We start from the raw sequence: 24154 nt of genomic DNA, 5'->3' as shown, positions 1-24154 counted from the left end.
GCGGGCCATCCGATTGGCTTAAGATGCCGACAGACCGATTCGACCCAAGGTTTTGACCGAGGTTTTGACACGCCATGACCGTACGCCTGCATCGCGGTGATTTGCCCGACCTGTCCCGCTACTCCGGAGCGGTGGCGATCGACACCGAGACCATGGGGTTGAACCCGCACCGCGACCGGCTCTGCGTGGTGCAGCTCTCGCCCGGCGACGGCAGCGCCGACGTGGTGCAGATCCCCCAGGGCCACACCGACGCGCCGAACCTGAAGGCGCTGCTGGCCAACCCTGAGATCACCAAGATCTTCCACTTCGCGCGGTTCGACGTCGCGGTGCTCTACCAGACCTTCGGCGTCATGACCGGGCCGATTTATTGCACCAAGATTGCCTCGCGCCTGGTCCGCACCTACACAGACCGCCACGGCCTGAAAGACCTCGTGCGCGAGGTGCTCAATGTCGATCTCTCCAAGCAGCAGCAATCCAGCGACTGGGGTTCCGACAGCCTGACCGAGCCGCAGCTCGCTTACGCCGCCTCCGACGTGCTGCATCTGCACGGCCTGCGTGAGCGGCTCGATGCCATGCTGGTCCGGGAAGGCCGCACCGCACTCGCAAAGGCCTGTTTCGACTTCCTGCCGACCCGCTGCCTGCTCGACCTTCAGGGCTGGGAGGAAGAGGACATTTTCGCGCACTCGTAAATCGCGCGCGCGACCATAGCTTGAGGCTGCCGGCCGCCCCGTTTCGGTCACTTTCGTGCGGCCTTTCCAAAGCTGATATGTCCAAGGCTGCATATTTTGGCGGCGCCGGGTACAATGAGGCGCCCTTCAACCGGACAAGGCGAGCGACACCCTGGAGCAGCGGTGAATTCGGCCCACAATCCCACCTACGACGCCGCGCTTGCGGCGAAGTTTGCCAGCGCGGCGCGCCACAGCCGCCTGGTGCGGATTCTGCGCGTTGCGGTGCCGGCGACGGTGGTTGCATCCATGGCCGCAATCGTCGCCATCTCGACCATCCTCAATCCCTTCAAGATTCCCGTGAAGCTCGACTCCGGAAATCTCGTGGTGACCGGCACCAAGATCACGATGGAATCGCCGCATATGTCCGGCTTCACCCCGGACCAGCGGCCCTACGAGCTCTGGGCCAAGACCGCGACGCAGGACATCACCGACCCCGATCATGTCGATCTCAACGATTTGCGCGCAAAGGTGCTGATGGAGGACAAATCCACCCTGCTGCTCGATGCCCGCACGGGCCGCTTCGACAACAAGCAGCAGCAGCTCGACCTGCACAAGGATATCTTCCTGCGCACCTCGACCGGCTACGAGGCGCGGCTGAACTCGGCCTTCGTCGACATGGGCAAGGGCACCGTTTCGTCGGACGAGCATGTCGACGTCAAGCTGACCAACGGCACGCTGACCGCCGACCGGCTGCGCATCACGGAGGGCGGCGACGTCATCCGCTTCGAGGGCAATGTGGTGATGCATCTGGACAAGCTGGACGACCCGGCTGCGCAGCCGGCGCCGGCCGAGCCCGCGCCGCTGCCTGCAAAGACACGTACGCCTCAGAACAAGTCCGCCAATTCGAAGTGATTTTCATGATGACCCCATTTTCGCGCGAGACTGTCGTCGGCAAGGTCGCGCTGATGGCCGGCCTGGTGCTGCTCGCCTCGTCGGGTGCGGCGCGCGCGCAAGGCGCTCAGCCGGCGCCACCCAATGCGATGCAGGGCTTCTCGCAGAACCGCGATCAGCCGATCCAGATCGAAGCCGCCTCGCTCGAGATGCGCGACAAGAAGAAGGAAGCGACCTTCTCCGGCAATGTGAAGGTCATCCAGGGCGACACCACCATGACCTCGAAGACTCTCGTGGTGTTTTACGAATCGGGTGGCGGCGACAAGCCGGCGACGCCAGCACCGGCCGCGAAGGGCGCAAAGAGCGCGCCGATGCAATCGGCGCAGCCCGGCCCGGGCGGGAGCTCCTCGATCAAGCGGCTGGAAGCACATGGCAATGTCGTGGTCACTCAGAAGGACCAGGTGGTGACGGGCGAGACCGCCGTGTTCGATACCAAGACCAATCTCATCACCATGCTTGGCGGCGGCTCGGGCCAGGTGGTCATGACGCAGTGCAAGAACGTGATGCGGGGCGACCGGCTGAAGGTCGACATGACGACCGGGGTGTCGCGGGTGGAATCAGACACCGGCCGGGTTCAGGTCCTGCTGCCGCAGGGCGCCGGCAATGATTGCGGATCGGGCAGTCCCGCAGCTCCCGCGAAGCCCGGCCCGGGCGCGCCGCTGCAACTGCCCGGTGTTGGCAAAAAATAAATTGCTAAAAGTAAATTCCGGGCGTGATTTCAACGCTTTGGGCCGGATGCGGCCGATCCGAGGTTGAAGCTTGCCCGGCGAGACTGTATCTAGCGCGCAGGGCTTTCGAAGCGGGGTTTGCCGCTTTTCGGGCGTGTTTCACTGGGCATGAGACATCCCTTCACTCATGCTGTGTCGGCGAATCGAAAAGCCGGCGCGGCAGATCGTGCGGATATCGCGCAGGATCACCTTGGAAGGCTAGAAGGCGGGGATGGTCGATCTCTTCAGCATGTTCCGTCGGCGCCCCGCCAAACGCGGCCGGCCAGGATTTGCGCGCCAGGACATCACCGCGCTCGGTGACAGCGTCGGCGGCCTCGTGGCCAGCCCGATCAGGGACGTGCCGCCGATCTCCCGCGACCAGCCGATGCACGCGCCCGGCCAGTTCCAGGGTGACTATCAAGCGGACTACGAAACCGACTATCAGGCCGAGCCGCCGCGCGCGCAGGCCGTTCATCCGGTCAGGGCTGCCGGCAAGCCCAACGGCGCCGGTGGCCCGCAGCTCTTGAAGCGGCCGGGTTTCCTGGCTGTGCATAGCGTGGAAAAGAGTTTCGGCAGCCGCCAGGTGGTGCGCGGCGTCAGCATCTATGTGCGCCGCGGCGAAGCGGTCGGCCTGCTCGGCCCGAACGGCGCCGGCAAGACCACCGTGTTCTACATGATCACCGGCCTGATCAAGCCCGACCGCGGTGCGATCGAGCTCGACGGCCACGACGTGACGAAGCTGCCGATGTATCAGCGCGCACGGCTCGGCATCGGCTATCTGCCGCAGGAAGCCTCGATCTTCCGCGGCCTCACCGTCGAGCAGAACATCCGCGCCGTGCTCGAAGTGGTCGAGCCCTCGCGCAAGAAACGCGAGGCGCAGCTCGACTCGCTGCTCGACGAGTTCAACATCACGCGCCTGCGGAAATCACCTTCGATCGCGCTGTCGGGTGGTGAGCGCCGCCGCGTCGAAATCGCGCGCGCGCTGGCGACGCGTCCCAACTACATGCTGCTCGACGAGCCCTTCGCGGGCATTGATCCGATCGCGGTCGGCGACATTCAGGACCTCGTCCGCCATCTCACCAATCGCGGCATCGGCGTGCTGATCACCGACCACAATGTGCGCGAGACGCTCGGCCTCACCGATCGCGCCTATATCGTCTATGCCGGTGAAATCTTGACCGAGGGCAGCCCGGATGAGATCGTCGCTGATCCGGATGTTCGCCGTCTTTACCTTGGCGAGGAATTCCGCCTCTAGCCCGTTTTTCGGTTTCGTCAAGCCGTGTACATCGGGCTGAGACTAGGATAAGCAAAAATCGGACCAACTTTTTGGGATCGGTTCTTGCTTCATGGCGCTCACGCAGAGATTAGAGTTCCGGCAATCGCAGTCGCTGGTCATGACGCCGCAGCTGATGCAGGCGATCAAGCTGCTGCAATTGTCCAATCTCGATCTCACGACGTTCGTGGAAGAGGAACTTGAGCGCAATCCGCTGCTGGAGCGCGCCAACGACGAGCCCCCCGCGGGTGAAGCCTCCGCTGAGGCCGGCCAGTTCAGCGACGATTCCGGTGGCCAGGGTGACGGTCACGGCGACGACGGCTTTGGCAGCAGCGACAACGCCTTCGAGCCGGGCCAGGAAGAATGGATGAGCAAGGATCTCGGCACCCGCGCCGAGATCGAGCAGACCCTGGACACCGGCCTGGACAACGTCTTCTCCGAGGAACCGGCCGAGACCGCCGCCCGCAACGCCCAGGACGCCGCACCGACAACCTATACCGAATGGGGCGGCGGTGCCTCCGGTGACGAGGACTACAATCTCGAGGCCTTCGTCGCGGCCGAGACCACGCTCGGCGACCATCTCGCCGAGCAGCTTTCGGTCGCCTTCAGCGGGCCCGCGCAGCGCATGATCGGCCAGTACCTGATCGACCTCGTCGACGAGGCCGGCTACCTGCCGGGCGATCTCGGCCAGGCTGCCGAACGGCTTGGCGCATCGCAGGCCGACGTCGAGGCCGTCCTTGCCGTGCTGCAAAAATTCGATCCGCCCGGCGTCTGCGCGCGTAATTTGAGCGAATGCCTGGCGATCCAGCTCCGCGAGCTCGACCGCTACGACCCCGCGATGCAGGCCCTGGTCGAGCATCTCGATCTCCTCGCCAAGCGCGACATCTCCGCCCTGCGCAAGCTGTGCGGCGTCGACGACGAGGACATCGCCGACATGATCGGCGAGATTCGTCGACTCAATCCCAAGCCTGGCATGAAGTTCGGCTCGGCGCGGCTCCAGACCATGGTGCCGGACGTCTATGTCCGCCCGGGTCCGGATGGCGGCTGGCATGTCGAGCTCAACAGCGACACCTTGCCGCGCGTGCTGGTGAACCAGACCTACTATTCGCAACTCTCGAAGAAGATCGGCAAGGACGGCGACAAGTCCTACTTCACCGACGCGCTCCAGAACGCGACCTGGCTGGTCCGCGCGCTCGACCAGCGCGCCCGCACCATCCTGAAGGTCGCAACCGAGATCGTGCGCCAGCAGGACGGCTTTTTCACCCATGGCGTGGCGCACCTGCGGCCACTGAATCTGAAAGCCGTCGCCGACGCCATCCAGATGCATGAATCCACGGTGTCGCGCGTCACCGCCAACAAATACATGGCGACAAATCGCGGCACATTCGAGTTGAAATATTTCTTCACGGCCTCGATCGCCTCGGCCGACGGCGGCGAGGCGCATTCGGCGGAAGCCGTGCGTCACCACATCAAGCAGCTGATCGATTCGGAAGCCCCCGCCGCGATCCTGTCGGATGATACCATCGTGGAACGCTTGCGCGCTTCGGGCATTGATATTGCCCGCCGCACGGTCGCGAAGTACCGCGAAGCCATGCGCATTCCTTCCTCGGTGCAACGCCGCCGCGACAAGCAGAGCGCTCTTGGTAACGTCCTTTCCACCGCAATGTCCGATCGCTCCCGCAACACCGAGCTGGCCTGATTGCGCTGGCGTCAAATCGCGTTACTCTCACCTCCCCATCGAGACCGATCCAAGCTGGGCACTTAAACCAAGCGAGGCATCACATGACTCTTCGAATCTCGGGAAAGAGCGTCAGCGTCGGCGAGGCCCTGCGCGGCCGCGTCACCGACCGGACCGAAGAGGTCCTGCGTAAATTTTACGACGGCAATTACTCCGGCCACATCACGCTGAGCAAGGATGGCTTCGGCTTCCGGACTGATTGCGCGCTGCATCTCGATTCGGGAATTACGCTGGAGGCCGATTCGAACGCGCCGGACGCCTATGCCAGCGCGGACCAGGCCCTGATCATGATCGAGAAGCGGCTCAAGCGCTACAAGAGCCGGCTCAAGGACCGCTCCGCCCGCAAGGCCCATGTCGCCTCCGCCGCGCTCGCCGCCATGGATGCCACTTCTTACGTGCTGGAGGCGCCGGGCGAGGGTGAGGACGAGGATGAGGTCACCGGCTACAGCCCCGTGATCATCGCCGAGGCCACCACTTCGCTGAAGCCGCTGTCGGTCAGCGAGGCCGTCATGGAGCTCGACCTCAGCGGGGCACCCTGCCTGGTATTCCAGCATGGCTCCAGCGGCCGGGTGAACATCATTTACCGCCGGGCCGACGGCAATGTGGGCTGGATCGACCCGCCGGGCGCGAAACCGGACGGCAAGGCGGGCGGATAGGGCTGGAACCGGGCCCCGTAGCAACCACAGCTCTTAACAATGACCGGGGCAAAGCCGCACGCGGCAGTTGGCACCGGGATTGCGTTGGAGTAGAAGCGCCCCACATCAGGACCGGGCTAAGTCCCCTTCCTGCTTCACCTTCTTGCCGGCCCGGCTCGGCGCTTGCCAAGCCGGCCATTTCGGAACCTGACGGTTTAATTCACCTCGGAAGACGTTCATGCCGATTACCGATCTGGTCGCGCCCGAGGCGATACTTCCGGCATTGAAGGTCAACAGCAAGAAGCAGGCGTTGCAGGAGCTTGCGGCCAGGGCCGCCGAGCTGACCGGCCAGAACGAGCGCGCCGTGTTCGAGGTGCTGCTCCAGCGCGAGAAGCTCGGCACCACCGCGGTCGGCTACGGCGTCGCCATTCCCCACGGCAAGCTGCCCAAGCTGGAGAAGATCTTCGGCCTGTTCGCGCGTCTCGATCGTCCGATCGATTTCGAATCGATGGACGGCCAGCCGGTCGATCTCGTCTTCCTGCTGCTCGCCCCCGAAGGCGCCGGCGCCGATCACCTCAAGGCGCTAGCCCGCATCGCGCGCCTGCTGCGCGACCAGGACATCGCCAAGAAGCTCCGCGCCTCGCGCGACGCCCAGGCGATCTATTCGGTGCTCGCTCTGCCGCCGGCGACTGCCGCTTAACCTCTCCCGTTCGAACCCGCGCCGCGCCGTCTGCGACTTATTTGCAGCCGGGCGCTGGCATATTTCGCCATCATGTCCACCTGCGACCGGCACGATTTCGGCGTGGGGTTTTGCGCGATGAATTGCGGTTCGATCGGCCGGGTTTTCGGTCTGCTTTGCACGGTCACCATTGCTGCCACGGCCGTGGCCCATGCCGACGATGCGTCGAACGACCGCGTCATCGCCGAGAAGACCGAGATCATTGCGACTGACCCGACCAATGCGGTGGCCTACGAGCTGCGCGGCGAAGCGTATTACATGAAGCGCGACAAGAACCGCGCCTTCGAGGATTGTAGCGCCGCGATCCGGATCGATCCGAATTTCGGGCGAGCCTACAATTGCCGCGGCCGTGCCTATTCCTCGAAGGGCGACCACGATCACGCCATGGCCGACTACAACGAGGCCATTCGCCTCGATCCCGATTACGGACCGTCTTACACCTCGCGGGCGCAGGAATATTTCAACAAGGGCGACCTGGATCTCGCCATCGCCGGCTTCACCGATGCGATCGAACGCAACCCCAAGCAAATCTACTTTGCGACCCTCATGAGAGGGCAGGCGTATGCGGCGAAGGGCGACACCGATCGCGCGGTCGCCGATTACAACGAAGCGATGCAATTGAATCCGGCCGCCGCATCGCCTTACGAGCTGCGAAGCAACGTCCGTGTCAACAAGGGCGAATTCGACGCGGCTCTCGACGACTGCAACAATTCAGTTCGTCTGGAGCCAGGGAGCGCCGGGGGCCACTTTTGCCGGGCTGTCGTTCTTCTGAAAAGGGACGACGCCGATGGCGCCATACGGGAGTTCAACGAAGTTACAAGGCTCGATCCGACCTTCATGAGGGCCTATTCTGCTCGCGCGCTCGCCTGGCACAAGAAGGGCGACGATAAACGCGCGGTTGCCGATTTCGATGAAGCGATAAGGCTGCAGCCGGGAAATGCGACGGGCTATAAAAATCGGGCCATGGCGTTGCGCGAAATGGGAGAGCACGCTCGCGCGCTCGCCGATTACAACGAGGCGCTTCGAATCGATCCCAGAGACCAGGATGCCTTGGTCAACAGGGCTCTGCTCTACATGATGATGTCCGACACCAAACACGCGCGCGCCGATTTCAACAGCGTGCTCGCGCTGCCGCCGACCGACAAATGGGCCGTGGACACGGCGCGCGAGGGGCTGGGGTTTTTGAAGTAGCAGGTTGGGATGGGCGCGAGCTAAGCACGCCGTAGCCTGCCTCCGTCATTGCGAGCGCAGCGAAGCAATCCCTGGAACTCTCCGCGAAAAGACTCTGAATTGCGTCGTAGCAAGCGCTCGCGCAAGGACGATGCGGAACTATCGCGCCAAAAGAAGCACAGTCATCCGAGCTGGGATTGAAGCGCCGTCTTCAAGCTTGAGGCGTCGCAAGTGCGCCTTGCGTACACTTCTGAACAGAGCAGCGTTTCCTAAAGTATCGGAGTGTTGCTGAGTCGGTACAGCATGCATGCGCCGGCCAATGTACCCTACGCAAGATTTCGATTTGCTGATTGGTTGGGAATGACAATGAAAAAACTGCTTCTGGCGACATCGGCTCTGATTATTGCAAGCTCCGCTCAGGCTGCGGATTTGGGCGCCCGTCCGTACACGAAGGCCCCGGTCGCGGCAGCCGTGCCCTTCAGCTGGACCGGCTGCTACGTCGGCGGCCACATTGGCGGCGGCGCGAGCCGGACGGGCTTCACGGATCCGGCCATTGCTTCGGCGAATCCGGCACCGGTGACGACCATCGGGTTGCTGCCCGGCGACCGGATCGCGGTGAATGGTGACGTTGGCGTCGTCGGCGGCGTGCAGGTGGGCTGCGACTACCAGTTTTCGAACAATTGGGTGATCGGCCTCGCCGGCGACTTCTCCGGTACCGACCTCCATGGCGTCGCAAACGATCCGTTCTTCGCTGGCAAGAGCGGTAACCCGGCCACGCTCTCGAGCCGCACGGATTGGGTTGCAAGTGTCACGGGACGCGTCGGCTATACTTGGGATCGCTTCCTGGTGTACGGCAAGGGCGGTGTAGGTTTTGCTCACGACCGCTACAGCTTGAACAATTTCGTTGATATAGGCGGTGCTATCTGCCCGACCGGTGTTTTCGCATTTGGCCCTTGTAACGCGTCGGCAAGCACCGACCGCGTTGGTTGGGTCGCCGGCGCGGGTTTCGAATGGGCTTTCGCGCCCAACTGGTCGGCGCTGGTCGAATACAATCACTATGGCTTCGACAGCAAGCGGGTCGCCTTCGTGAACCCAGCCGGAAGCACTGCGTTCATCGACATCAAGCAGGACATCGACATCGTGAAGGTCGGCATCAACTATCGGTTCGGTGGGTCGGCGATCGTTGCCAAGTACTGATCGAAATCAAGCTGACACAGGAAGCGGCCGGGATCAGCCCTGCGCCGCTTCCATGCGTTTCACGATCCGCTGTCCGATCGGGCTTTTCAGCCAGGCCTGAAAACCAGGTCGATCCCAGCTCATCCGGCGCAGCACCAGCAGCGATCCATCCGTGTGCGATTGCACCGGCTTTTCGGGTTCAGGATCGAGCATCCATCCGAGCTTCGAGAGATATTGAATGGTCGTCTGGTTTCGCTCCAGCACGAACGCGCGAATACGACCGAGCTTGAGATCGTCGAACACGAATCGTAGCAGGGGAATGAACGTGTTCACCGTGGCCCCCGCGTTTCGGTGATCTTTTTCGCCGATTACGGCGCTGACGAGCCCCTCGCTGGCTGCAGCGTTGATGTCCAGGCGGATGAAGCCGACATGCGAGCGACTACCCTTCTCGAAGATTCCCAGCAGCAGCCGTTCGCGCTGATCGAATGATTTGATGTAGTCGGCGATGTCCAGCTTGGTCATCGCGCGCGGCGACGTGTTGAGCACGTGCACTGTCCAGGGATCGGACAACCAGTCTGCCCAGCGTTGCGAGGCATCTTCGCGTTTGACGGTGCGGAGGAAATAAGGTCCCGCCGGAAACCACAACTGTTGCTTGGGGAGACGTTTCGCGTTGAGCGACATGCCCCATCTAAGCAGTTTAGAGTCCGGTGATCAATTTCGACGGCAGCACCAAACGGCGCGCGCAACGGCCTCATCACCTAAAACGGGCACGCCTTCGTCCGAAGGCATGCCCGCTTGAATTCCTAATCCTGCGTCGCGTGTGCGCTCAGTGCACGCTCACCGCTTGCAGCTCGTTGCTCCAGGCATTTGCGACGGCGGCTTCGCGGCTGTCGGTCAGCATGATCGGCGTGCCGTCGGCGGCGTGGAGCGCGAAGAGTTTGAGGCCCGGCGCGATTTTCGGCGCTTCGGGAAACAGGCCCGGAACGTCTTCGGAGCGGATCTGCTTCACATAGGCGATGTGACCTTCGCCGAGGTTTGCCAGCGTCTCGGGCGAGGCGTTCCTGGCTTCGTATTCGAACACAACGTGACCTTCACTCATGGTCTCGACTCCTATCTCGAAACTAAGCGGTCGAGTCCGCTACTCGTTCCATTATTCGTGCTCATTGATAGCGATTGTCTTAACGATCCTCTCCGGTTCAGGCCGGGCTAGATCGATCGACAGCAGCCCGTTCTTCAGATCCGCACCCAGCACCAGCATCCCCTCCGCCAGCACGAAAGTGCGCTGGAAGTGGCGCGCGGCAATGCCGCGATGGATGTATTGCCGGGTCTTGTCGTCCTGCTGGCGTCCGCGAATGACGAGCTGGTTTTCCTCAATGGTAACATCGAGTTGGTCGCGGGTGAATCCGGCGACCGCCAGCGTGATCCGCAGACGCTCCGGCTGGCCGTCCGAGCGGTCGCACCTCTCGATATTGTAGGGAGGGTAACCGTCGGCGCCTTTGACGACGCGGTCGAGCACGCGCTCGATCTCGTCGAAGCCCAGAAGGAACGGACTGGAAAGCGTGGGAACACGAGACATAGTTTACAAAGTCCTCTCGAAGCGACTTTGGTGCATCAGGGCCCTGAGAGGCGCCCCTTGGTCAGCAATATGGGCATATCCCCGTGGTGGTTCAAGCAGGTAGCGGGAGGGCTGTGGATGGGGCATGGCGGCAGTCCCGCCCGTTCCGCCATCTGATGTGTCAGCCATGTCTCCGAACGCCCCATTGGCGATTTTGTCCGGGTCAAGCTGACAGGCCTCGGCGTAAGGATTTTGCGCGGCGAATTTTCCGAGTGAAAACAGACCGCCGGCTACTGTGCATGGGGTTGTTTTTGCGCTTTTTGTTACCCCGGCCCTTCGGAACCCGTCAGGCCTCGATTCGCGTCCGACCGTCGCCACTGAACAGGTGCAGCTTCGGCCGTATCGCCGCGACGCGGATTTTCTGGCCGATCGGCGGAGCCTCGGAACCCGGGATGCGGACAATGACCTCACCGGGCGGCAGCTCGCCGGGGGTGGCGGCGACGCGCTGCTCGTCCTGAGCACGCGAGCCGTAAACAAAAGTTTCGGCGCCGACACGTTCGATCGCTTCCACGGTGAGCGGCAAGGCGATGCCGCCTGCCGGAGTCTGGTCGGTGATGACGAAGTCTTCGGGGCGGATGCCGAGAATGCCGGCCTCGCCTGCGCCGCCACCGAGCTGCGACTTGATCTCGTCCGCGCGCGTCGACATCAAATTCATCGGCGGCGCCCCGATGAAGGAGGCCACAAAAGTCGTCGCCGGCTTCTCGTAGATCGCGAGGGGATTGCCGACCTGTTCGACCTGGCCGCCATTCATCACGACGAGCACGTCGGCGAGCGTCATCGCCTCGAGCTGGTCGTGCGTGACGTAGATCGACGTCGTGTTGAGCCGGCGCTGCAATTTGCGGATCTCGACGCGCATCGCGATGCGCAGCTTGGCGTCGAGATTCGACAGCGGTTCGTCGAACAGAAACACCTTTGGTTGGCGCACGATGGCGCGGCCCATGGCGACGCGCTGACGCTGGCCGCCGGAGAGCTGGCGCGGCTTGCGCTCCAGCATCGGGATGAGCTCGAGCACGCGCGCGGCTTCGTCGACGCGGGTCTTGACCTCGGCCTCCTTCATGCCGCGGTTGCGCAGGCCGTAGGCCATGTTGTTGAAGACGCTCATATGCGGATAGAGCGCGTAGTTCTGGAACACCATCGCGATGTCGCGATCGGCGGGTTCGACCTGGTTGACGACCCGGCCGCCGATGTCGATCTCGCCGCCGGTGACGGTTTCGAGGCCTGCGACCATGCGCAGCAGCGTGGACTTGCCGCAGCCGGAGGGACCGACCAGCACGCAGAACTGGCCGTCGGCGACATCGACGTTGACGCCCTTGATGGCCTCGAAGCCGCCGGGATAGGTCTTGCGGACGTTGCGCAGGGTGACGTTGGCCATAACTCTCTACTTCTCCGTCTCGACCAGGCCGCGCACGAACAGTTTCTGCATGGCGACGACGACGAACACCGGCGGCAGCATCGCCAGCACGGCGGTGGCCATCACGATCGGCCATTCGGTCAGCGCGTCGGTGGTGGTGATCATCTTGCGGATGCCGACCTGGATGGTCTGCATGTCGTCGCGCGTGGTGATGAGCAGCGGCCAGAGATATTGGTTCCAGCCGAGGATGAAAAGGATCACGAACAGTGCCGCCATGTTGGTGCGCGACAGCGGCAGCAGCGTGTCCCAGAAGAAGCGCAAGGGACCGGCGCCGTCGATGCGCGAGGCCTCCAGCAGCTCGTCCGGCACGGTCATGAAGAATTGCCGGAACAGCAGCGTCGCGGTGGCCGACGCGATCAGCGGCAGCGCGAGACCCGCATAGCTGTCGAGCATGTGCAGATCGGCGACGATCTTGTAGGTCGGATAGATGCGGACCTCGACCGGGAGCATCAGCGTGATGAAGATGATCCAGAAGATCGCCATCCGGAACGGAAAGCGGAAATACACGATCGCATAGGCCGAGATGATCGAGATCGCGATCTTGCCGATCGCGATGGCCAGCGCCATCACCAGCGAGTTCAGCATCATGTTGCCGACGGGCTCGCGGGTCGAGCCGCTCGTGCCGACGAAGATGGTCTGGTAGTAGACCTCGAAGAAATGGCCGCCCGGCAGCAGCGACATCTGTCCGTTCGCGATCAGCGCGTTGTCCTGGGTCGAGGCGACGAACGCGACGTAGACGGGGAATGCGACGATCGCGATCCCGATCCAGAGAATGGCGTGCGCGACGTAGCGTCGAAAACCTTCTTCCTCGACCATCAGTAGGTCACCTTGCGTTCGACGAAGCGGAACTGGATTCCCGTCAGCACGATGACCATCACCATCAGGATCACCGATTGCGCCGCGGAGCTGCCGAGATTGCCGCCGAGCAGGCCGTCGGAATAAACCTTGTAGACCAGCGTGACCGTCGACGTTCCCGGCCCGCCGCGTGTCATGGTGTCGATGATGCCGAAAGTGTCGAAGAAGGCGTAGACGATGTTGACGACCAGCAGGAAGAAGATGGTCGGCGACAGCAGCGGGAAGGTCACGGTCCAGAACCTGCGCATCGGGCGCGCGCCGTCGATCGCGGCGGCCTCGAATACGCTCTTCGGGATGGCTTGCAGGCCGGCGAGGAAGAACAGGAAATTGTAGGAGATCTGCTTCCACGCGGCGGCGAGGATGATCAGCGCCGCGGCCTGGTCGCCATCGAGCAGCGGATTCCAGTCGACGCCCAAATTGCGCAGATAGCGCGAGAGCACGCCGAGCGAGGGATGCAGCATGAAGATCCAGAGCACGCCGACGACGGGCGGCGCCACCGCATAGGGCCAGATCAGCAGCGTGCGGTAGAGCATCGAGCCGCGCAGCGGCTTGTCCGCCATCACCGCGAGCAGCAGCGCGAACGACAGCGACGACACCGCGATGGCGAACGAGAAGAGGAAGGTCCGGACGATCGCCTCGAAATAGGCGGGGTCCTTGAAGAGGTCGATATAATTCTCGAACCAGACGAAGGTGGTCGACAGGCCGAAGGCGTCCTGGAGCAGGAACGACTGGATCACCGCCTGGAACGCCGGCCAGTAAAAGAAAATCAGGACGATCGCCAGCTGCGGCGCGACCAGCGCGTAGGGCAATAGCTTGGACTGGAAAATGGCCTGTTTTTGCATGATGGGCGGCGTCGGCGGGCCCTGCGGCCTGCCGACGCCTTCACCTTATTTTACAGCGGTCTTTTCGAACTGACGCAGCATCGTGTTGCCGCGTTCGACGGCGGCGTCGAGCGCCTGCTTGGCGGTCTTCTTGCCGGCCAGCGCCTGCTCGATCTCTTCCGACCAGACGTCACGCAGCTGGACCATGTTGCCGAGGCGCAGACCGCGGGAATTCTCGGTCGGCTCCTTGTTGGTCAGCTCGAGCAGCGGGGTCTCGAGATAGGGCTGGTCCTTGTAGAAGCCTTCGGCCTTGGCCTTCTCGTAAGCCGCCTTCGTGATCGGCAGATAGCCAGAGGCCTTGTGGATGTAGACCTGACGGTCGGTATCGGAGAGGAACGTCAGGAACTTCGCGACGCCCTTGTATTCGTCGGCCGACTTGCCGCCCATGACCCAGAGCGATGCGCCGCCGATGATCGAGTTCTGCGGCGCGCCCTTGACGTCCGGATAATACGGCATCGGCACGGCGCCGAAGTTGAACTTGGCCTGCGCCTTGACGTTGCCGAAGAAGGCCGAGGAGGTCAGGTAGATCGCGCATTCGCCCGAGGTGAAGCGGCCTTCGCCGGTGTTGGTGCGGCCGGCATAGTCGTAGACCTTGGTCTTCTGCAGCTCGACCAGGGTTTCGAGATGCTTGACCTGCAGCGGACCGTTGAACTCGAGCACGGTGTCGAAACCGTCGAGGCCGTTGGCCTTGCTGGCGAGCGGCACGTTGTGCCAGGCGGAGAGCTGCTCGAGATTGACCCAGGTGACCCAGGAGCCCGAGAAGCCGCAGGTGTCGTGACCGGCAGCCTTCAGCTTCTTGGCGGCCTCGAAGGTTTCGGGCCAGGTCTTCGGGATCTCGACATTGGCCTTCTTGAGTTCGTCGAGGTTGACCCACATCACGGTCGACGACGAGTTGAAGGGGAAGGACAGCATCTCGCCCTTCGAGGTCGAGTAGTAGCCGGTGATGGCGGGCAGGTAGATCTTGGGATCGAACTTCTCGCCGGCATCGGCCATCAGCTTGTAGACGGGCTTCACGGCGCCGGTTGCGGCCATCATGGTCGCGGTGCCGACTTCGAACACCTGCATGATGTGCGGGGCGTTGCCGGCACGGAACGCGGCAATGCCGGCGTTCATCGTATCGGGATAGTTGCCCTTGTAGGTCGGGATCACCTTGTAGTCGGTCTGTGACGCGTTGAAGTCGGTGGCGAGCTTGACGATGACGTCGTTGTTGGCGCCGGTCATCGCGTGCCACCACTGGATTTCAGTCGCGGCCCATGCCGGCGACGCGCCAAAACCAACGGTGACTGCAAGCGCGGCAGCCGCGCCAAAGTGTCGAAGAGCCATCAAGAAACCTCCCTTGGGCCGTCAAAAATGATCGCTTGCGCTAGCAGCGCCATATGACGTTCACATGACTGTGTAAGCGGGAGAAACGAAAGCGGCAAGCGCTGGAAAAGGGAAGCCGTCAAATAGGCGAAGACGAAGCGGACAGCCTCCTCCGTTCGCGGTGCACATGCGCGCCCGCGCCGCAGTGCGGCATCGATTGTGTGAGGCAGCCGTCAGGCCGCGAGCTCCGAAACCTATGCCCGACCCTCTCCCGCAAGCGGGAGAGGGAGCGCATCACCTCAGCGCTTGCGCTCGGGGCCGCAGACGGTGCCTTGCTCGACCATCGCGTCGATCTCGGCCTTGGAATACCCGAACTCGCCCAGCACCTCCTGTGCGTGCTGGCTGAATTTCGGCGGCAGCCGGCGCAGGTTCGGCTTGCTGCGATCGAGCCGGATCGGCGAGGCCACGCCCTTGTACCAGTCCTTCTCGATGACATCGCCGCGCGCGATCGTGTGCGGATTCGTCAACGCCTGGTCGATCTTCTGCACGGGGCCTGCGGGAAGCCCTGCGGCGAGCAGGCGATTGCACAGCGGCTCGGCCTCGTGCTGGCTGAACACCGCGGCAAGCTCGGCGCGCAGCGCCTCGCGATTGGCGATGCGGTCCTTGTTGCGGGCAAAGCGCGGATCGGTGCCGAGCTCGGGCTTGCCGATCTCCTTGGCGAGCTTGCGGAAGGTGCCGTCATTGCCGACGCCGATGAAGATGTTGTCGGTCTTGGTCGGGAAGATCGCGTAAGGCACGAGGTTCGGGTGCTCGTTGCCGGTGAGCGACGGCGGCTTGCCGTGCATGAAATAATTCGCGGTGTGCGGATGCATGATGGCGAGGCCGGTTTCGTACAGCGTCGTCTCCAGGAACTGGCCGAGCCCTGAGCGCTGCCGCTCCGACAGCGCCATCAGGATGCCGATCGCGGCATACAGTCCGGTGCCGATGTCGACCAGGGGCACGCCGATCCGCATCGGTCCGCTCTCGGGCGAGCCGGTCGCCGCGATCATGCCGGTCATGGCCTGGATGATGGCGTCATAGCCGGGATTGCCGCCGCGCGGACCGTCGGCGCCGAAGCCGCAGATCCGGCAATGTACGAGGCGCGGATATTTCTGGCTGAGGACGTCGTTGCCGATGCCCCATTTCTCCAGCGTGCCCGGTTTGAAATTCTCGATCAGGACGTCGGCGGTCTCCAGCATTTTCAGCAGCACGACACGGCCGCCCTCGGAGGCGAGGTCGAGGCCGATCGAGCGCTTGTTGCGGTTGATGCCGATGAAATAGGCGGCGTCTTCGTCGTGGAAGGGAGGGCCCCAGTCGCGCACCTCGTCGCCTGCGGGCGGCTCGACCTTGATCACGTCGGCGCCATGGTCGGCGAGGATCTGGGTGCAGTAGGGACCGCCGAGCACGCGCGTGAGATCGATGACGCGCAGTCCGCTCATTGCGCCCAAAACGGCTTCAGTCATGCCTTCGCTTCCCCTGTGGCGATCATTGATCACAGGCCTAGCGAGGTTTTTTTGAGCCAGCAATGGTTTGGTGCGTAGGGCCGTATGCGGTGCCGCGCTTCTATCCCGCAACGTGGCAAATCAAACGGAAGCGGCCGGCCCGAGGGGGATCTCGGGCCAGCCAATCCGCCGTGTGATCAGACGACCGTCAGGCGAACGTCGACATTGCCGCGGGTGGCATTGGAGTACGGGCACACCTGGTGCGCCTTCTCGACCAGCGCCTCGGCCTCCGCACGGGCGAGGCCAGGCAGCGAGACGGCGAGATCGATGTCGAGACCGAAGCCGCCGGCCGCACGCGGGCCGATGCCGACGGTCGAGGTCACCGATGCGTCGGCCGGAACCTTCGGCCCGCCCTGCGAGGATACGAACTTCATCGCGCCGATGAAGCAGGCGGCATAGCCGGCCGCAAACAGCTGCTCGGGATTGTTGCCGGCACCGCCGCCGCCGCCGAGCTCCTTCGGCGTGGTGAGCTTGACGTCGAGCGCGCCGTCGAGGGTCGCAGCATGGCCGTCGCGGCCGCCGGTGGCTTTTGCGCTGGTCTTGTAGAGGACGTTCACGGACATTTTCGTCTCCTCGGGTCTTCGGTTGGGGTGCGATGTATATCGCAAACAATTAGATTGCGCACAATTGAAATTTGCATGCCTCACATTTAATTGTTCGCAATTGAATGTGCCCGCGGCCGGCCCCAGAATGAGGAAAGCCTCACGAGATTCTCAATGCCCCGGAAACTGTCGACCCTCGATCCGCAACGCCTCGACAACCAGATCTGCTTCGCGGTCTATTCCGCCGCGCACGCCTTCAACCGCGTCTACAAGCCGCTGCTGGACCGCCTCGGCCTGACCTATCCGCAATATCTGGTGATGCTGGTGCTGTGGGAGCGCGACGACGTGCCGATCAAGGACATCGGCGAAAAGCTGTTCCTGGATTCAGGCACGCTGACGCCGCTGCTCAAGCGCCTCGAGGCCGCCCACCTCGTCAGGCGCACGCGCTCGAGCGAGGACGAGCGTCAGGTGCTGATCGCGCTGACGCCGCAGGGCCATGCGTTGAAGGACAAAGCCCGCGCCGTACCGCAGTCGATCCTGGCGGCCTCGGACTGCTCGGTGTCGGAGCTGGTCGCGATGAAGGACGAGATCGTCGCGTTGAGGGATCGGTTGAATGCGGTGATCGGGGAATAGGGGAATTAGAGGCGCTTCTTAGCGAAGGCGCGACCCGACGCTGACTTCAAATATCTCTCGAATGCGGCGGCTTGCTGCTCGTTGCTGAACGCAACGTAAGTCTTGAGACGCCAAGGCCCGTATTTGGAGGTGTGCGGTACCTCGCCAGCATTGTGCTTTTTCAGTCGCGCGCGCAGGTCGTCGGTAATGCCCACATAGAAGTGCAGGGAATCGAGGCTCTCGAGGATGTAGACGTATTTCACGGCACGCTCCCCAGCTGTCGAGAGAGGAGCTTACATCCGCATTTTATCTGGTGAAGCCCGGCTTCGCCCTTCGGGCTACGCCGCGGCAGCCTTCGCTAGCTTCGCTACGATAGAGCGGAAGCTGGCTTGCCGAGCCGTAGCTCGCGAATTCCGATGACTAGATGGAGCCCGCCTTCGCCCTGCGGGCTTCGGCGCGGCAGCCTTCGCTCACTTCGCTACGATGGACTTCCCCAGGCTTGCCGAGCCGTAGCTCGCGAAGCGAGCGAAGGCTGGTGGAGCCAGGCGGGATCGAACCGCCGACCTCTTGCATGCCATGCAAGCGCTCTCCCAGCTGAGCTATGGCCCCTTAGTCCAGATGGGAGGATCCTGGGGGATCCGTCCCGGCCGGCGAGCCTCTAAGCGACTCGCGCGGTGCACCCTTTTTCACAGATCAGGGCTGATCTCAAGTCTCTTCATCACCTCCGACGTCACCAATGATGTCGGTCACGTCCTCATCGCCCTCTTCGTCGTCGGCGATGAAGGTCGAATCATCATCGTCGTCGTCGTCGATGGTCTCGTCGGCTTCGATGTCGTCCTCGGATTCGGGGACGACAGCCTTGACCTTGCCGGTGTTCTCCTCGGCATCGGCCTCCTCGAGGGAGACCTCCTCGACCTCGGCCGGCTCCGGCGTCGTGTCGGCTGCTGCTGCAGCGTGGCGGGCTTCGGCGCCGCGAGGCACGCGAGCCGGCGCCACAGGCGCGATCGGCACGACTTCGCCGGTATAGGGCGAGATCACCGGAGTCTTGTTGAGATCATAGAACTTCTTGCCCGTGGTCGGGCAAATACGTTTGGTTCCGAGTTCGGACTTGGCCACGGCAGAGTAATCCTGGGAATGTCGGAAAAGCGGTGTTTCACTTGGCTAGTTGGCGGGCCGCTGTCAATAGCGCATTACGGGAGAAAGACATGCCGGTGACGGCGGGGAGACCATGTGGTACCTGCCCCGCGAGCCCCGCGGGGACGTTCCGGGCCTATCCAAGGACATAATCTTGACCCATTCCGACAAGCCGACGCCGCTCAAGTCGCGCGCAAGCGGTCCTCTGACCGGGAAAGTACGGGTGCCCGGGGACAAGTCGATTTCGCACCGCGCGCTCATTCTGGGCGCGCTCGCGGTCGGCGAGACCAGGATTTCGGGCCTCCTGGAGGGCGAGGACGTCCTCAACACCGCCAAATCCATGCAGGCGCTGGGCGCCCGGGTCGAGCGCACCGGCGATTTCGCCTGGAAGGTGAATGGCGTGGGCGTCGGCGGCTTTGCCGCGCCCAGGGAGCCGCTCGATTTCGGCAATTCCGGCACCGGCTGCCGGCTGGTCATGGGCGCCGTCGCCGGCTGCCCGATCGCGGCAGTTTTTGACGGCGACGCCTCGCTGCGCAGCCGCCCCATGCGCCGGATTCTCGATCCGCTCGAAAAGATGGGGGCGAAGGTCGTGTCCGGCAGCGAAGGCGGGCGTCTGCCGCTGACGGTCCAGGGCGCGCGCGATCCGCTGCCGATCACCTACAAAACCCCGGTCGCCTCGGCGCAGATCAAATCGGCCGTGCTGCTGGCCGGCCTCGCCGCGCCGGGCACCACGACCGTGATCGAGAGCGAGGCCAGCCGCGATCACACCGAGCTGATGCTCAAGCATTTTGGCGCCGACATCACGTCCGTCCAGGAAGGTCAGCACGGCCGCCGTATCACGCTCGTCGGCCAACCCGAGCTGCACGGCGCCAATGTGATCGTGCCCGCCGATCCCTCCTCGGCGGCCTTCCCGGTCGTCGCGGCGCTGATCGTCGAAGGCTCCGATGTCGTCCTGTCCGACGTCATGACCAATCCGCTGCGCACTGGTCTTTTCACCACGCTGCGCGAAATGGGCGCCTCGATCGAGGAAAGCGAAGTCCGCGGCGACGCCGGCGAGCCGATGGCGCGCTTGCGCGTGCGCGCCTCGAAGCTGCGCGGCGTCGAGGTGCCGCCGGAGCGCGCGCCCTCGATGATTGACGAATATCTGGTGTTGGCCGTAGCCGCCGCCTTCGCCGAAGGCACGACCATCATGCGCGGTCTGCAAGAGCTGCGCGTCAAGGAATCCGACCGACTGGAGGCCACCGCCGACATGCTCCGCGTCAACGGTGTGAAGGTCGAGGTCTCCGGCGACGATCTGATCGTCGAGGGCCGCGGCCATGTCCCCGGCGGCGGCACCGTCGCCACCCACATGGATCATCGCATCGCGATGTCCGCACTGGTGATGGGCTGCGCCTCCGACCAGCCGGTGACCGTCGACGACACCGCCTTCATCGCCACCAGTTTTCCGGATTTCATTCCGATGATGCGTTCGCTTGGGGCCGAGTTTTCATGAGGCCGCGGCCATGAGCGCTGCCTTCGACCGCGATGCTTTGCTGGACGCTTTCGATTCGATCGGCCGCGCTGCGGCCGAAGCGGGGACCAAGCTTCAGATCGCGGTCTATGGCGGCTCGGCACTTATGCTGGCCAGTAATTTCCGTTTTGCGACCGAAGCTGTCGACGTCTCGAAGCTGGAGCGTCCGCTGCCGGATTGGCTGGAGAGGACAACGGCCGAAATTGCCGCAAGGAATGGATGGGACGCCGATTGGTTCAACGATCACGTCGTATTCCATCTCAGCCCACTGGCGGACCGCGCCGCGGATCACCTTGAATTTGGCACTTTCCCACGTGATGGCACGCCGCCGGGGCTTGAGGTCTCGGTGCCCTCTGCTGCATATCTTCTCGCGCTCAAATTGAAGGCGTTCCGGATCACGGATCCCGTTCGCGGAGAAACGGAGAGGCTGGATATCCTGAACTTGATGAAAGTGGTTGGAATCTCGACCGTGGAAGAAGCCATCGCGCTGCTCGGCCGGTATTTTCCGGTGAGCGCGGCTTCCTCGGAAAGGCAGCGCTTCCTGCTGAAGAACATGGACCTGGAGGGAGGAGCGGATGCGCCCAAATACCCTCGCTGAGGCCGTCGATCGCATTTGCGCCGGCGCGCCGCAGGATGCCACGTTGGCGGAATTCCTCGACACGTTCGACCTGGCTGAGGCGAGCCGGACTCAATACGAGACGATCGAAGACGAACCGGCGTTGACGCGAAACGACCGGCTTGATGCCCTGGTCGGTGCGATCGCCGAATATCTGGCAAAGCAACGCCGCCTGGGCCGGGTTCCGGCGTGGGTCTGCGATCCGGCGCGGCGCCTTGCCGAACCTTGGTTCACGGCTTCGTCTCCATCCGACGCGATGCGCGAATATCTCACTTTTGCGAGCCCTGCCGAATTTGCCTCTCGCAACATTTTTACCGAAGAGCGACCGCTGCGACGTGCGCGCGGTCCTCAAGCAGTCGAGACCCAGTAAAATGATCATCGCCATCGACGGTCCCGCGGCCTCGGGCAAGGGGACGCTCGGCAAGCGGCTTGCCCATCATTACGGCTACCGTCATCTCGATACCGGCGTGATCTATCGCGCCGTGGCTTACGCCCTGATGCAGTCCGGCCACGATCTCCGGGACGAGGCGGCGGCGGTTGCGGCCGCGCTGGAACTCGATCCCGAAAAGTTCGGCAATCCGGCCCTGAAGACCCAATTGGCCGGCGAGGGCGCCTCGATCGTTTCGGCGATCCCGCGGGTTCGCGAGGTCCTGCTCAATTTCCAGCGGCAATTCGCCGCCGATCCGCCCGGTGCCGTGCTGGACGGCCGCGACATTGGAACCGTGATCTGCCCGGACGCCGACGTGAAGATTTTCGTGGTCGCCGACCCCAAAGTCCGCGCGCGCCGGCGGACCATGGAGGCCAAGGCGAGGGGCGAGGCAGCCGACGAGGCGGCCGTGCTGGCCGACATCATCCAGCGCGACGAACGCGACAAAAACCGGCCGATTGCACCCCTGAAACCGGCTGCGGATGCTTACTTGCTAGATAACTCCCAACTGGATATAGAAGGCGGCGTCCGGGCCGCCATCGACATTATCGAGGCCGTCCGAGCGGGCCGGTCGCGGGGTTAAGCCGCCGCCGTCATTGGAGGAAGCGCCCGCTCCCGCTCTTTGAGGTCGATACCCCGATCCCCTGCTTGGGACCGGCGCGATCCAGGCTCCGGACAAAGATTTTCACGCATCGAACGCGCGGGCCCAGCCGGCCCGCTTCCGCTGTTCTGGCCTTTCGGCCGGAGCAACGAGCGGTCGCTCGAAGGTTTTGCGGACCTTCCGACACTGCGCGTGCGATGTGCCCATGAACCCAACGGCCGGCATGCTTCCGCAACTGGAGAACAAATGGCTTCGACTTCTGCTGATACCTATAGCCCGTCGCGCGACGATTTCGCCGCGATGCTCGACGAGTCCTTCGCAGGTGGCAACCTGCAGGAGAGCTCCGTCGTCAAGGGCAAGGTGGTTGCAATTGAAAAGGACATGGCCGTCATCGACGTCGGCCTGAAGACCGAGGGCCGCGTCGCCCTGCGCGAATTTTCCGGCCCCGGCCGTGACAGCGAGATCAAGGTCGGCGACGAGGTCGAAGTGTTCCTCGATCGGATCGAGAACGCCCTCGGCGAAGCCGTGCTGTCGCGCGACAAGGCGCGCCGCGAAGAGAGCTGGGGCAAGCTCGAGAAGGCCTTCCAGAACAACGAGAAGGTCAACGGCGTCATCTTCAACCAGGTCAAGGGCGGCTTCACCGTCGACCTCGACGGTGCCGTGGCCTTCCTGCCGCGCTCGCAGGTCGACATCCGTCCGATCCGCGACGTTGCGCCGCTGATGAACAACTCGCAGCCGTTCCAGATCCTCAAGATGGACCGCCGCCGCGGCAACATCGTGGTGTCGCGCCGCACGGTTCTCGAAGAGACCCGCGCCGAGCAGCGCCAGGAGCTGGTGCAGAACCTCGAAGAGGGTCAGGTCATCGACGGCGTGGTCAAGAACATCACCGATTACGGTGCGTTCGTTGATCTCGGCGGCATCGACGGCCTGCTGCACGTCACCGATATCGCGTGGCGCCGCGTCAACCACCCGACCGAGGTGCTCTCGATCGGTCAGACCGTGAAGGTCAAGATCATCAAGATCAACCACGAGACGCACCGCATCTCGCTGGGCATGAAGCAGCTGCTGGACGATCCGTGGCAGGGCATCGAAGCCAAGTACCCGCTGGGTGCGCGCTTCTCCGGCCGCGTCACCAACATCACCGACTACGGTGCGTTCGTCGAGCTCGAGCCGGGCATCGAAGGCCTGATCCACGTCTCCGAGATGTCGTGGACCAAGAAGAACATGCACCCCGGCAAGATCGTTTCGACCTCGCAGGAAGTCGAAGTGCAGGTGCTTGAAGTCGATTCCGTCAAGCGCCGCATCTCGCTCGGCCTCAAGCAGACCATGCGCAACCCGTGGGAGGTCTTCGTCGAAGGTCACCCGACCGGTTCGACCGTCGAGGGCGAAGTCAAGAACAAGACCGAGTTCGGTCTGTTCCTGGGCCTCGAAGGCGACGTCGACGGCATGGTCCATCTCTCCGATCTCGACTGGAAGCAGCCGGGCGAGCAGGTGATCGACAACTACAAGAAGGGCGACATGGTGAAGGCCGTGGTGCTCGATGTGGACGTCGAGAAGGAGCGTATCTCGCTCGGCATCAAGCAGCTCGAAGGCGACCCGTTCTCCGAGCCGGGCGATGTCAAGAAGGGTGCGGTCGTGACCTGCGAAGTGCTCGAAGTGAAGGAAAGCGGCATCGAGGTGAAGATCACCGGGACCGACTTCACCACCTTCGTCAAGCGCTCGGAGCTCGCGCGTGACCGCAACGACCAGCGCGCCGAACGCTTTGCCGTCGGAGAGAAGGTCGATGCCCGCGTGATCCAGTTCGACAAGAAGGCCCGCAAGGTCCAGGTGTCGATCAAGGCGCTCGAAGTTGCCGAAGAGAAGGAAGCCATCGCGCAGTACGGCTCCTCCGATTCGGGAGCGACGCTCGGCGACATCCTGGGCACCGCGCTCAAGAACCGCGACAAGTAAGCGAAACGTTCGTTTCGCCAGACATCGAAGCCCCGGCGTGAGCCGGGGCTTTTTTGTTGCGGCATACTCCGCTGTCGTCCCGGGGCGCGCGAAGCGCGAA

26 protein-coding genes and 1 tRNA gene are annotated in these 24154 nt (G+C 63.3%); 15 read left to right on the top strand and 12 right to left on the bottom strand.

Features of this window, described 5'->3' with window-relative positions; translation table 11 throughout:
• The first annotated feature begins 74 nt into the window (after window positions 1-74).
• The 9 genes from AB7532_RS00585 (at window position 75) to AB7532_RS00545 (ending at window position 9078) form a co-directional block, all read left to right on the top strand.
• Complete coding sequence (locus tag AB7532_RS00585) at window positions 75-689, top strand: ribonuclease D (protein WP_441232906.1); 615 nt, start codon at window positions 75-77, stop codon at window positions 687-689.
• Between the two features lie 162 nt (window positions 690-851).
• Window positions 852-1580 carry an LPS export ABC transporter periplasmic protein LptC gene (gene lptC / locus AB7532_RS00580; protein ID WP_441232905.1) on the top strand — a complete coding sequence of 243 codons (729 nt, stop codon included), beginning with the start codon at window positions 852-854 and terminating at the stop codon, window positions 1578-1580.
• Between the two features lie 5 nt (window positions 1581-1585).
• Entirely contained in the window at window positions 1586-2308 is a 723-nt protein-coding gene (locus AB7532_RS00575; protein WP_441232904.1) for an LptA/OstA family protein, read from the top strand.
• A 250-nt stretch (window positions 2309-2558) separates the two neighbouring features.
• Window positions 2559-3581, top strand: coding sequence for an LPS export ABC transporter ATP-binding protein (gene lptB, locus AB7532_RS00570; protein WP_441232903.1), 1023 nt, complete (start codon window positions 2559-2561; stop codon window positions 3579-3581).
• Between the two features lie 91 nt (window positions 3582-3672).
• Window positions 3673-5298: an RNA polymerase factor sigma-54 gene (gene rpoN, locus AB7532_RS00565; protein WP_441232902.1), complete on the top strand. Its 1626-nt coding sequence runs from the start codon at window positions 3673-3675 to the stop codon at window positions 5296-5298.
• Window positions 5299-5381: 83 nt separating this feature from the next.
• The gene (gene hpf / locus AB7532_RS00560) at window positions 5382-5993 is read left to right on the top strand and encodes a ribosome hibernation-promoting factor, HPF/YfiA family (RefSeq protein ID WP_441232901.1); all 612 of its coding nucleotides are present in this window, start codon (window positions 5382-5384) and stop codon (window positions 5991-5993) included.
• 217 nt (window positions 5994-6210) lie between these two features.
• Window positions 6211-6672 carry a PTS IIA-like nitrogen regulatory protein PtsN gene (gene ptsN, locus AB7532_RS00555; protein WP_314953926.1) on the top strand — a complete coding sequence of 154 codons (462 nt, stop codon included), beginning with the start codon at window positions 6211-6213 and terminating at the stop codon, window positions 6670-6672.
• A gap of 72 nt (window positions 6673-6744) precedes the next feature.
• A complete protein-coding gene (locus AB7532_RS00550) occupies window positions 6745-7902 on the top strand; it encodes a tetratricopeptide repeat protein (protein ID WP_441232900.1) in 1158 nt (385 codons plus the stop codon).
• A 345-nt stretch (window positions 7903-8247) separates the two neighbouring features.
• Window positions 8248-9078, top strand: coding sequence for an outer membrane protein (locus AB7532_RS00545; protein WP_441232899.1), 831 nt, complete (start codon window positions 8248-8250; stop codon window positions 9076-9078).
• A gap of 33 nt (window positions 9079-9111) precedes the next feature.
• Here the strand turns inward: AB7532_RS00545 and AB7532_RS00540 are convergent, their stop codons facing one another.
• From AB7532_RS00540 to AB7532_RS00500, 9 genes are all read right to left on the bottom strand, one after another.
• A complete protein-coding gene (locus AB7532_RS00540; protein ID WP_008141243.1) occupies window positions 9112-9738 on the bottom strand; it encodes a GNAT family N-acetyltransferase in 627 nt (208 codons plus the stop codon).
• Between the two features lie 145 nt (window positions 9739-9883).
• Window positions 9884-10156 (bottom strand): DUF1150 family protein, encoded by a 273-nt coding sequence (locus AB7532_RS00535; RefSeq protein ID WP_129270350.1) that lies wholly within the window; start codon window positions 10154-10156, stop codon window positions 9884-9886.
• A gap of 51 nt (window positions 10157-10207) precedes the next feature.
• Window positions 10208-10633 carry an Hsp20 family protein gene (locus AB7532_RS00530; RefSeq protein ID WP_011083554.1) on the bottom strand — a complete coding sequence of 142 codons (426 nt, stop codon included), beginning with the start codon at window positions 10631-10633 and terminating at the stop codon, window positions 10208-10210.
• Between the two features lie 325 nt (window positions 10634-10958).
• Window positions 10959-12044 carry a sn-glycerol-3-phosphate import ATP-binding protein UgpC gene (locus AB7532_RS00525; protein ID WP_441232898.1) on the bottom strand — a complete coding sequence of 362 codons (1086 nt, stop codon included), beginning with the start codon at window positions 12042-12044 and terminating at the stop codon, window positions 10959-10961.
• 6 nt (window positions 12045-12050) lie between these two features.
• The gene (gene ugpE / locus AB7532_RS00520) at window positions 12051-12899 is read right to left on the bottom strand and encodes a sn-glycerol-3-phosphate ABC transporter permease UgpE (protein ID WP_441232897.1); all 849 of its coding nucleotides are present in this window, start codon (window positions 12897-12899) and stop codon (window positions 12051-12053) included.
• Entirely contained in the window at window positions 12899-13780 is an 882-nt protein-coding gene (ugpA, locus tag AB7532_RS00515) for a sn-glycerol-3-phosphate ABC transporter permease UgpA (RefSeq protein WP_441232896.1), read from the bottom strand. Before ugpA ends, ugpE begins: the two co-directional genes overlap by 1 nt.
• Before the next feature lie 45 nt (window positions 13781-13825).
• The gene (gene ugpB, locus AB7532_RS00510; RefSeq protein WP_441232895.1) at window positions 13826-15142 is read right to left on the bottom strand and encodes a sn-glycerol-3-phosphate ABC transporter substrate-binding protein UgpB; all 1317 of its coding nucleotides are present in this window, start codon (window positions 15140-15142) and stop codon (window positions 13826-13828) included.
• A gap of 278 nt (window positions 15143-15420) precedes the next feature.
• Complete coding sequence (locus AB7532_RS00505; RefSeq protein ID WP_441232894.1) at window positions 15421-16623, bottom strand: CaiB/BaiF CoA transferase family protein; 1203 nt, start codon at window positions 16621-16623, stop codon at window positions 15421-15423.
• Window positions 16624-16799: 176 nt separating this feature from the next.
• Entirely contained in the window at window positions 16800-17225 is a 426-nt protein-coding gene (locus tag AB7532_RS00500) for an organic hydroperoxide resistance protein (RefSeq protein WP_007598424.1), read from the bottom strand.
• Window positions 17226-17378: 153 nt separating this feature from the next.
• On the opposite strand from AB7532_RS00500, the gene AB7532_RS00495 reads away from it, so the two are divergent.
• Window positions 17379-17837, top strand: coding sequence for a MarR family winged helix-turn-helix transcriptional regulator (locus AB7532_RS00495; RefSeq protein ID WP_441232893.1), 459 nt, complete (start codon window positions 17379-17381; stop codon window positions 17835-17837).
• A 5-nt stretch (window positions 17838-17842) separates the two neighbouring features.
• Here the strand turns inward: AB7532_RS00495 and AB7532_RS00490 are convergent, their stop codons facing one another.
• The 3 genes from AB7532_RS00490 to AB7532_RS00480 form a co-directional block, all read right to left on the bottom strand.
• Window positions 17843-18079 carry a GIY-YIG nuclease family protein gene (locus AB7532_RS00490; protein WP_441232892.1) on the bottom strand — a complete coding sequence of 79 codons (237 nt, stop codon included), beginning with the start codon at window positions 18077-18079 and terminating at the stop codon, window positions 17843-17845.
• A gap of 270 nt (window positions 18080-18349) precedes the next feature.
• Window positions 18350-18425, bottom strand: a tRNA-Ala gene (locus AB7532_RS00485).
• 96 nt (window positions 18426-18521) lie between these two features.
• Window positions 18522-18932, bottom strand: coding sequence for a TIGR02300 family protein (locus AB7532_RS00480; protein ID WP_441232891.1), 411 nt, complete (start codon window positions 18930-18932; stop codon window positions 18522-18524).
• Between the two features lie 172 nt (window positions 18933-19104).
• Between AB7532_RS00480 and aroA the strand changes: the two genes are divergently transcribed.
• The 5 genes from aroA to rpsA all read left to right on the top strand — a co-directional run bounded on the left by aroA (window position 19105) and on the right by rpsA (window position 24054).
• Window positions 19105-20442 carry a 3-phosphoshikimate 1-carboxyvinyltransferase gene (gene aroA / locus AB7532_RS00475; protein ID WP_441232890.1) on the top strand — a complete coding sequence of 446 codons (1338 nt, stop codon included), beginning with the start codon at window positions 19105-19107 and terminating at the stop codon, window positions 20440-20442.
• Window positions 20443-20452: 10 nt separating this feature from the next.
• Complete coding sequence (locus AB7532_RS00470; RefSeq protein WP_441232889.1) at window positions 20453-21058, top strand: hypothetical protein; 606 nt, start codon at window positions 20453-20455, stop codon at window positions 21056-21058.
• Window positions 21036-21446, top strand: coding sequence for a hypothetical protein (locus AB7532_RS00465; protein WP_441232888.1), 411 nt, complete (start codon window positions 21036-21038; stop codon window positions 21444-21446). The genes AB7532_RS00470 and AB7532_RS00465 overlap by 23 nt, the downstream gene beginning before the upstream one ends.
• 1 nt (window position 21447) lies before the next feature.
• Window positions 21448-22086 (top strand): (d)CMP kinase, encoded by a 639-nt coding sequence (gene cmk / locus AB7532_RS00460; RefSeq protein ID WP_441232887.1) that lies wholly within the window; start codon window positions 21448-21450, stop codon window positions 22084-22086.
• A 264-nt stretch (window positions 22087-22350) separates the two neighbouring features.
• Window positions 22351-24054 (top strand): 30S ribosomal protein S1, encoded by a 1704-nt coding sequence (rpsA, locus tag AB7532_RS00455; protein ID WP_441232886.1) that lies wholly within the window; start codon window positions 22351-22353, stop codon window positions 24052-24054.
• The last annotated feature ends 100 nt before the right edge of the window (window positions 24055-24154 follow it).

The organism is Bradyrhizobium sp. 930_D9_N1_4, assembly GCF_052076015.1.
Classification (GTDB): Bacteria; Pseudomonadota; Alphaproteobacteria; order Rhizobiales; family Xanthobacteraceae; genus Bradyrhizobium.
This window is presented reverse-complemented; position numbering and strand designations above follow the sequence as displayed.

Excerpts from the sequence above, each read along its gene's own strand:
- ugpE (WP_441232897.1), bottom strand. The coding sequence starts at position 12,899 with ATGGTCGAGGAAGAAGGTTTTCGACGCTACGTCGCGCACGCCATTCTC.
- ptsN (WP_314953926.1), top strand. The coding sequence starts at position 6,211 with ATGCCGATTACCGATCTGGTCGCGCCCGAGGCGATACTTCCGGCATTG.
- AB7532_RS00500 (WP_007598424.1), bottom strand. The coding sequence starts at position 17,225 with ATGTCCGTGAACGTCCTCTACAAGACCAGCGCAAAAGCCACCGGCGGC.
- AB7532_RS00585 (WP_441232906.1), top strand. The coding sequence starts at position 75 with ATGACCGTACGCCTGCATCGCGGTGATTTGCCCGACCTGTCCCGCTAC.
- ugpB (WP_441232895.1), bottom strand. The coding sequence starts at position 15,142 with ATGGCTCTTCGACACTTTGGCGCGGCTGCCGCGCTTGCAGTCACCGTT.
- rpsA (WP_441232886.1), top strand. The coding sequence starts at position 22,351 with ATGGCTTCGACTTCTGCTGATACCTATAGCCCGTCGCGCGACGATTTC.
- AB7532_RS00525 (WP_441232898.1), bottom strand. The coding sequence starts at position 12,044 with ATGGCCAACGTCACCCTGCGCAACGTCCGCAAGACCTATCCCGGCGGC.
- cmk (WP_441232887.1), top strand. The coding sequence starts at position 21,448 with ATGATCATCGCCATCGACGGTCCCGCGGCCTCGGGCAAGGGGACGCTC.
- AB7532_RS00545 (WP_441232899.1), top strand. The coding sequence starts at position 8,248 with ATGAAAAAACTGCTTCTGGCGACATCGGCTCTGATTATTGCAAGCTCC.
- hpf (WP_441232901.1), top strand. The coding sequence starts at position 5,382 with ATGACTCTTCGAATCTCGGGAAAGAGCGTCAGCGTCGGCGAGGCCCTG.
- AB7532_RS00470 (WP_441232889.1), top strand. The coding sequence starts at position 20,453 with ATGAGCGCTGCCTTCGACCGCGATGCTTTGCTGGACGCTTTCGATTCG.
- AB7532_RS00540 (WP_008141243.1), bottom strand. The coding sequence starts at position 9,738 with ATGTCGCTCAACGCGAAACGTCTCCCCAAGCAACAGTTGTGGTTTCCG.
- AB7532_RS00505 (WP_441232894.1), bottom strand. The coding sequence starts at position 16,623 with ATGACTGAAGCCGTTTTGGGCGCAATGAGCGGACTGCGCGTCATCGAT.
- AB7532_RS00550 (WP_441232900.1), top strand. The coding sequence starts at position 6,745 with ATGTCCACCTGCGACCGGCACGATTTCGGCGTGGGGTTTTGCGCGATG.
- AB7532_RS00465 (WP_441232888.1), top strand. The coding sequence starts at position 21,036 with ATGCGCCCAAATACCCTCGCTGAGGCCGTCGATCGCATTTGCGCCGGC.
- lptB (WP_441232903.1), top strand. The coding sequence starts at position 2,559 with ATGGTCGATCTCTTCAGCATGTTCCGTCGGCGCCCCGCCAAACGCGGC.
- ugpA (WP_441232896.1), bottom strand. The coding sequence starts at position 13,780 with ATGCAAAAACAGGCCATTTTCCAGTCCAAGCTATTGCCCTACGCGCTG.
- AB7532_RS00530 (WP_011083554.1), bottom strand. The coding sequence starts at position 10,633 with ATGTCTCGTGTTCCCACGCTTTCCAGTCCGTTCCTTCTGGGCTTCGAC.
- rpoN (WP_441232902.1), top strand. The coding sequence starts at position 3,673 with ATGGCGCTCACGCAGAGATTAGAGTTCCGGCAATCGCAGTCGCTGGTC.
- AB7532_RS00495 (WP_441232893.1), top strand. The coding sequence starts at position 17,379 with ATGCCCCGGAAACTGTCGACCCTCGATCCGCAACGCCTCGACAACCAG.
- AB7532_RS00575 (WP_441232904.1), top strand. The coding sequence starts at position 1,586 with ATGATGACCCCATTTTCGCGCGAGACTGTCGTCGGCAAGGTCGCGCTG.
- AB7532_RS00535 (WP_129270350.1), bottom strand. The coding sequence starts at position 10,156 with ATGAGTGAAGGTCACGTTGTGTTCGAATACGAAGCCAGGAACGCCTCG.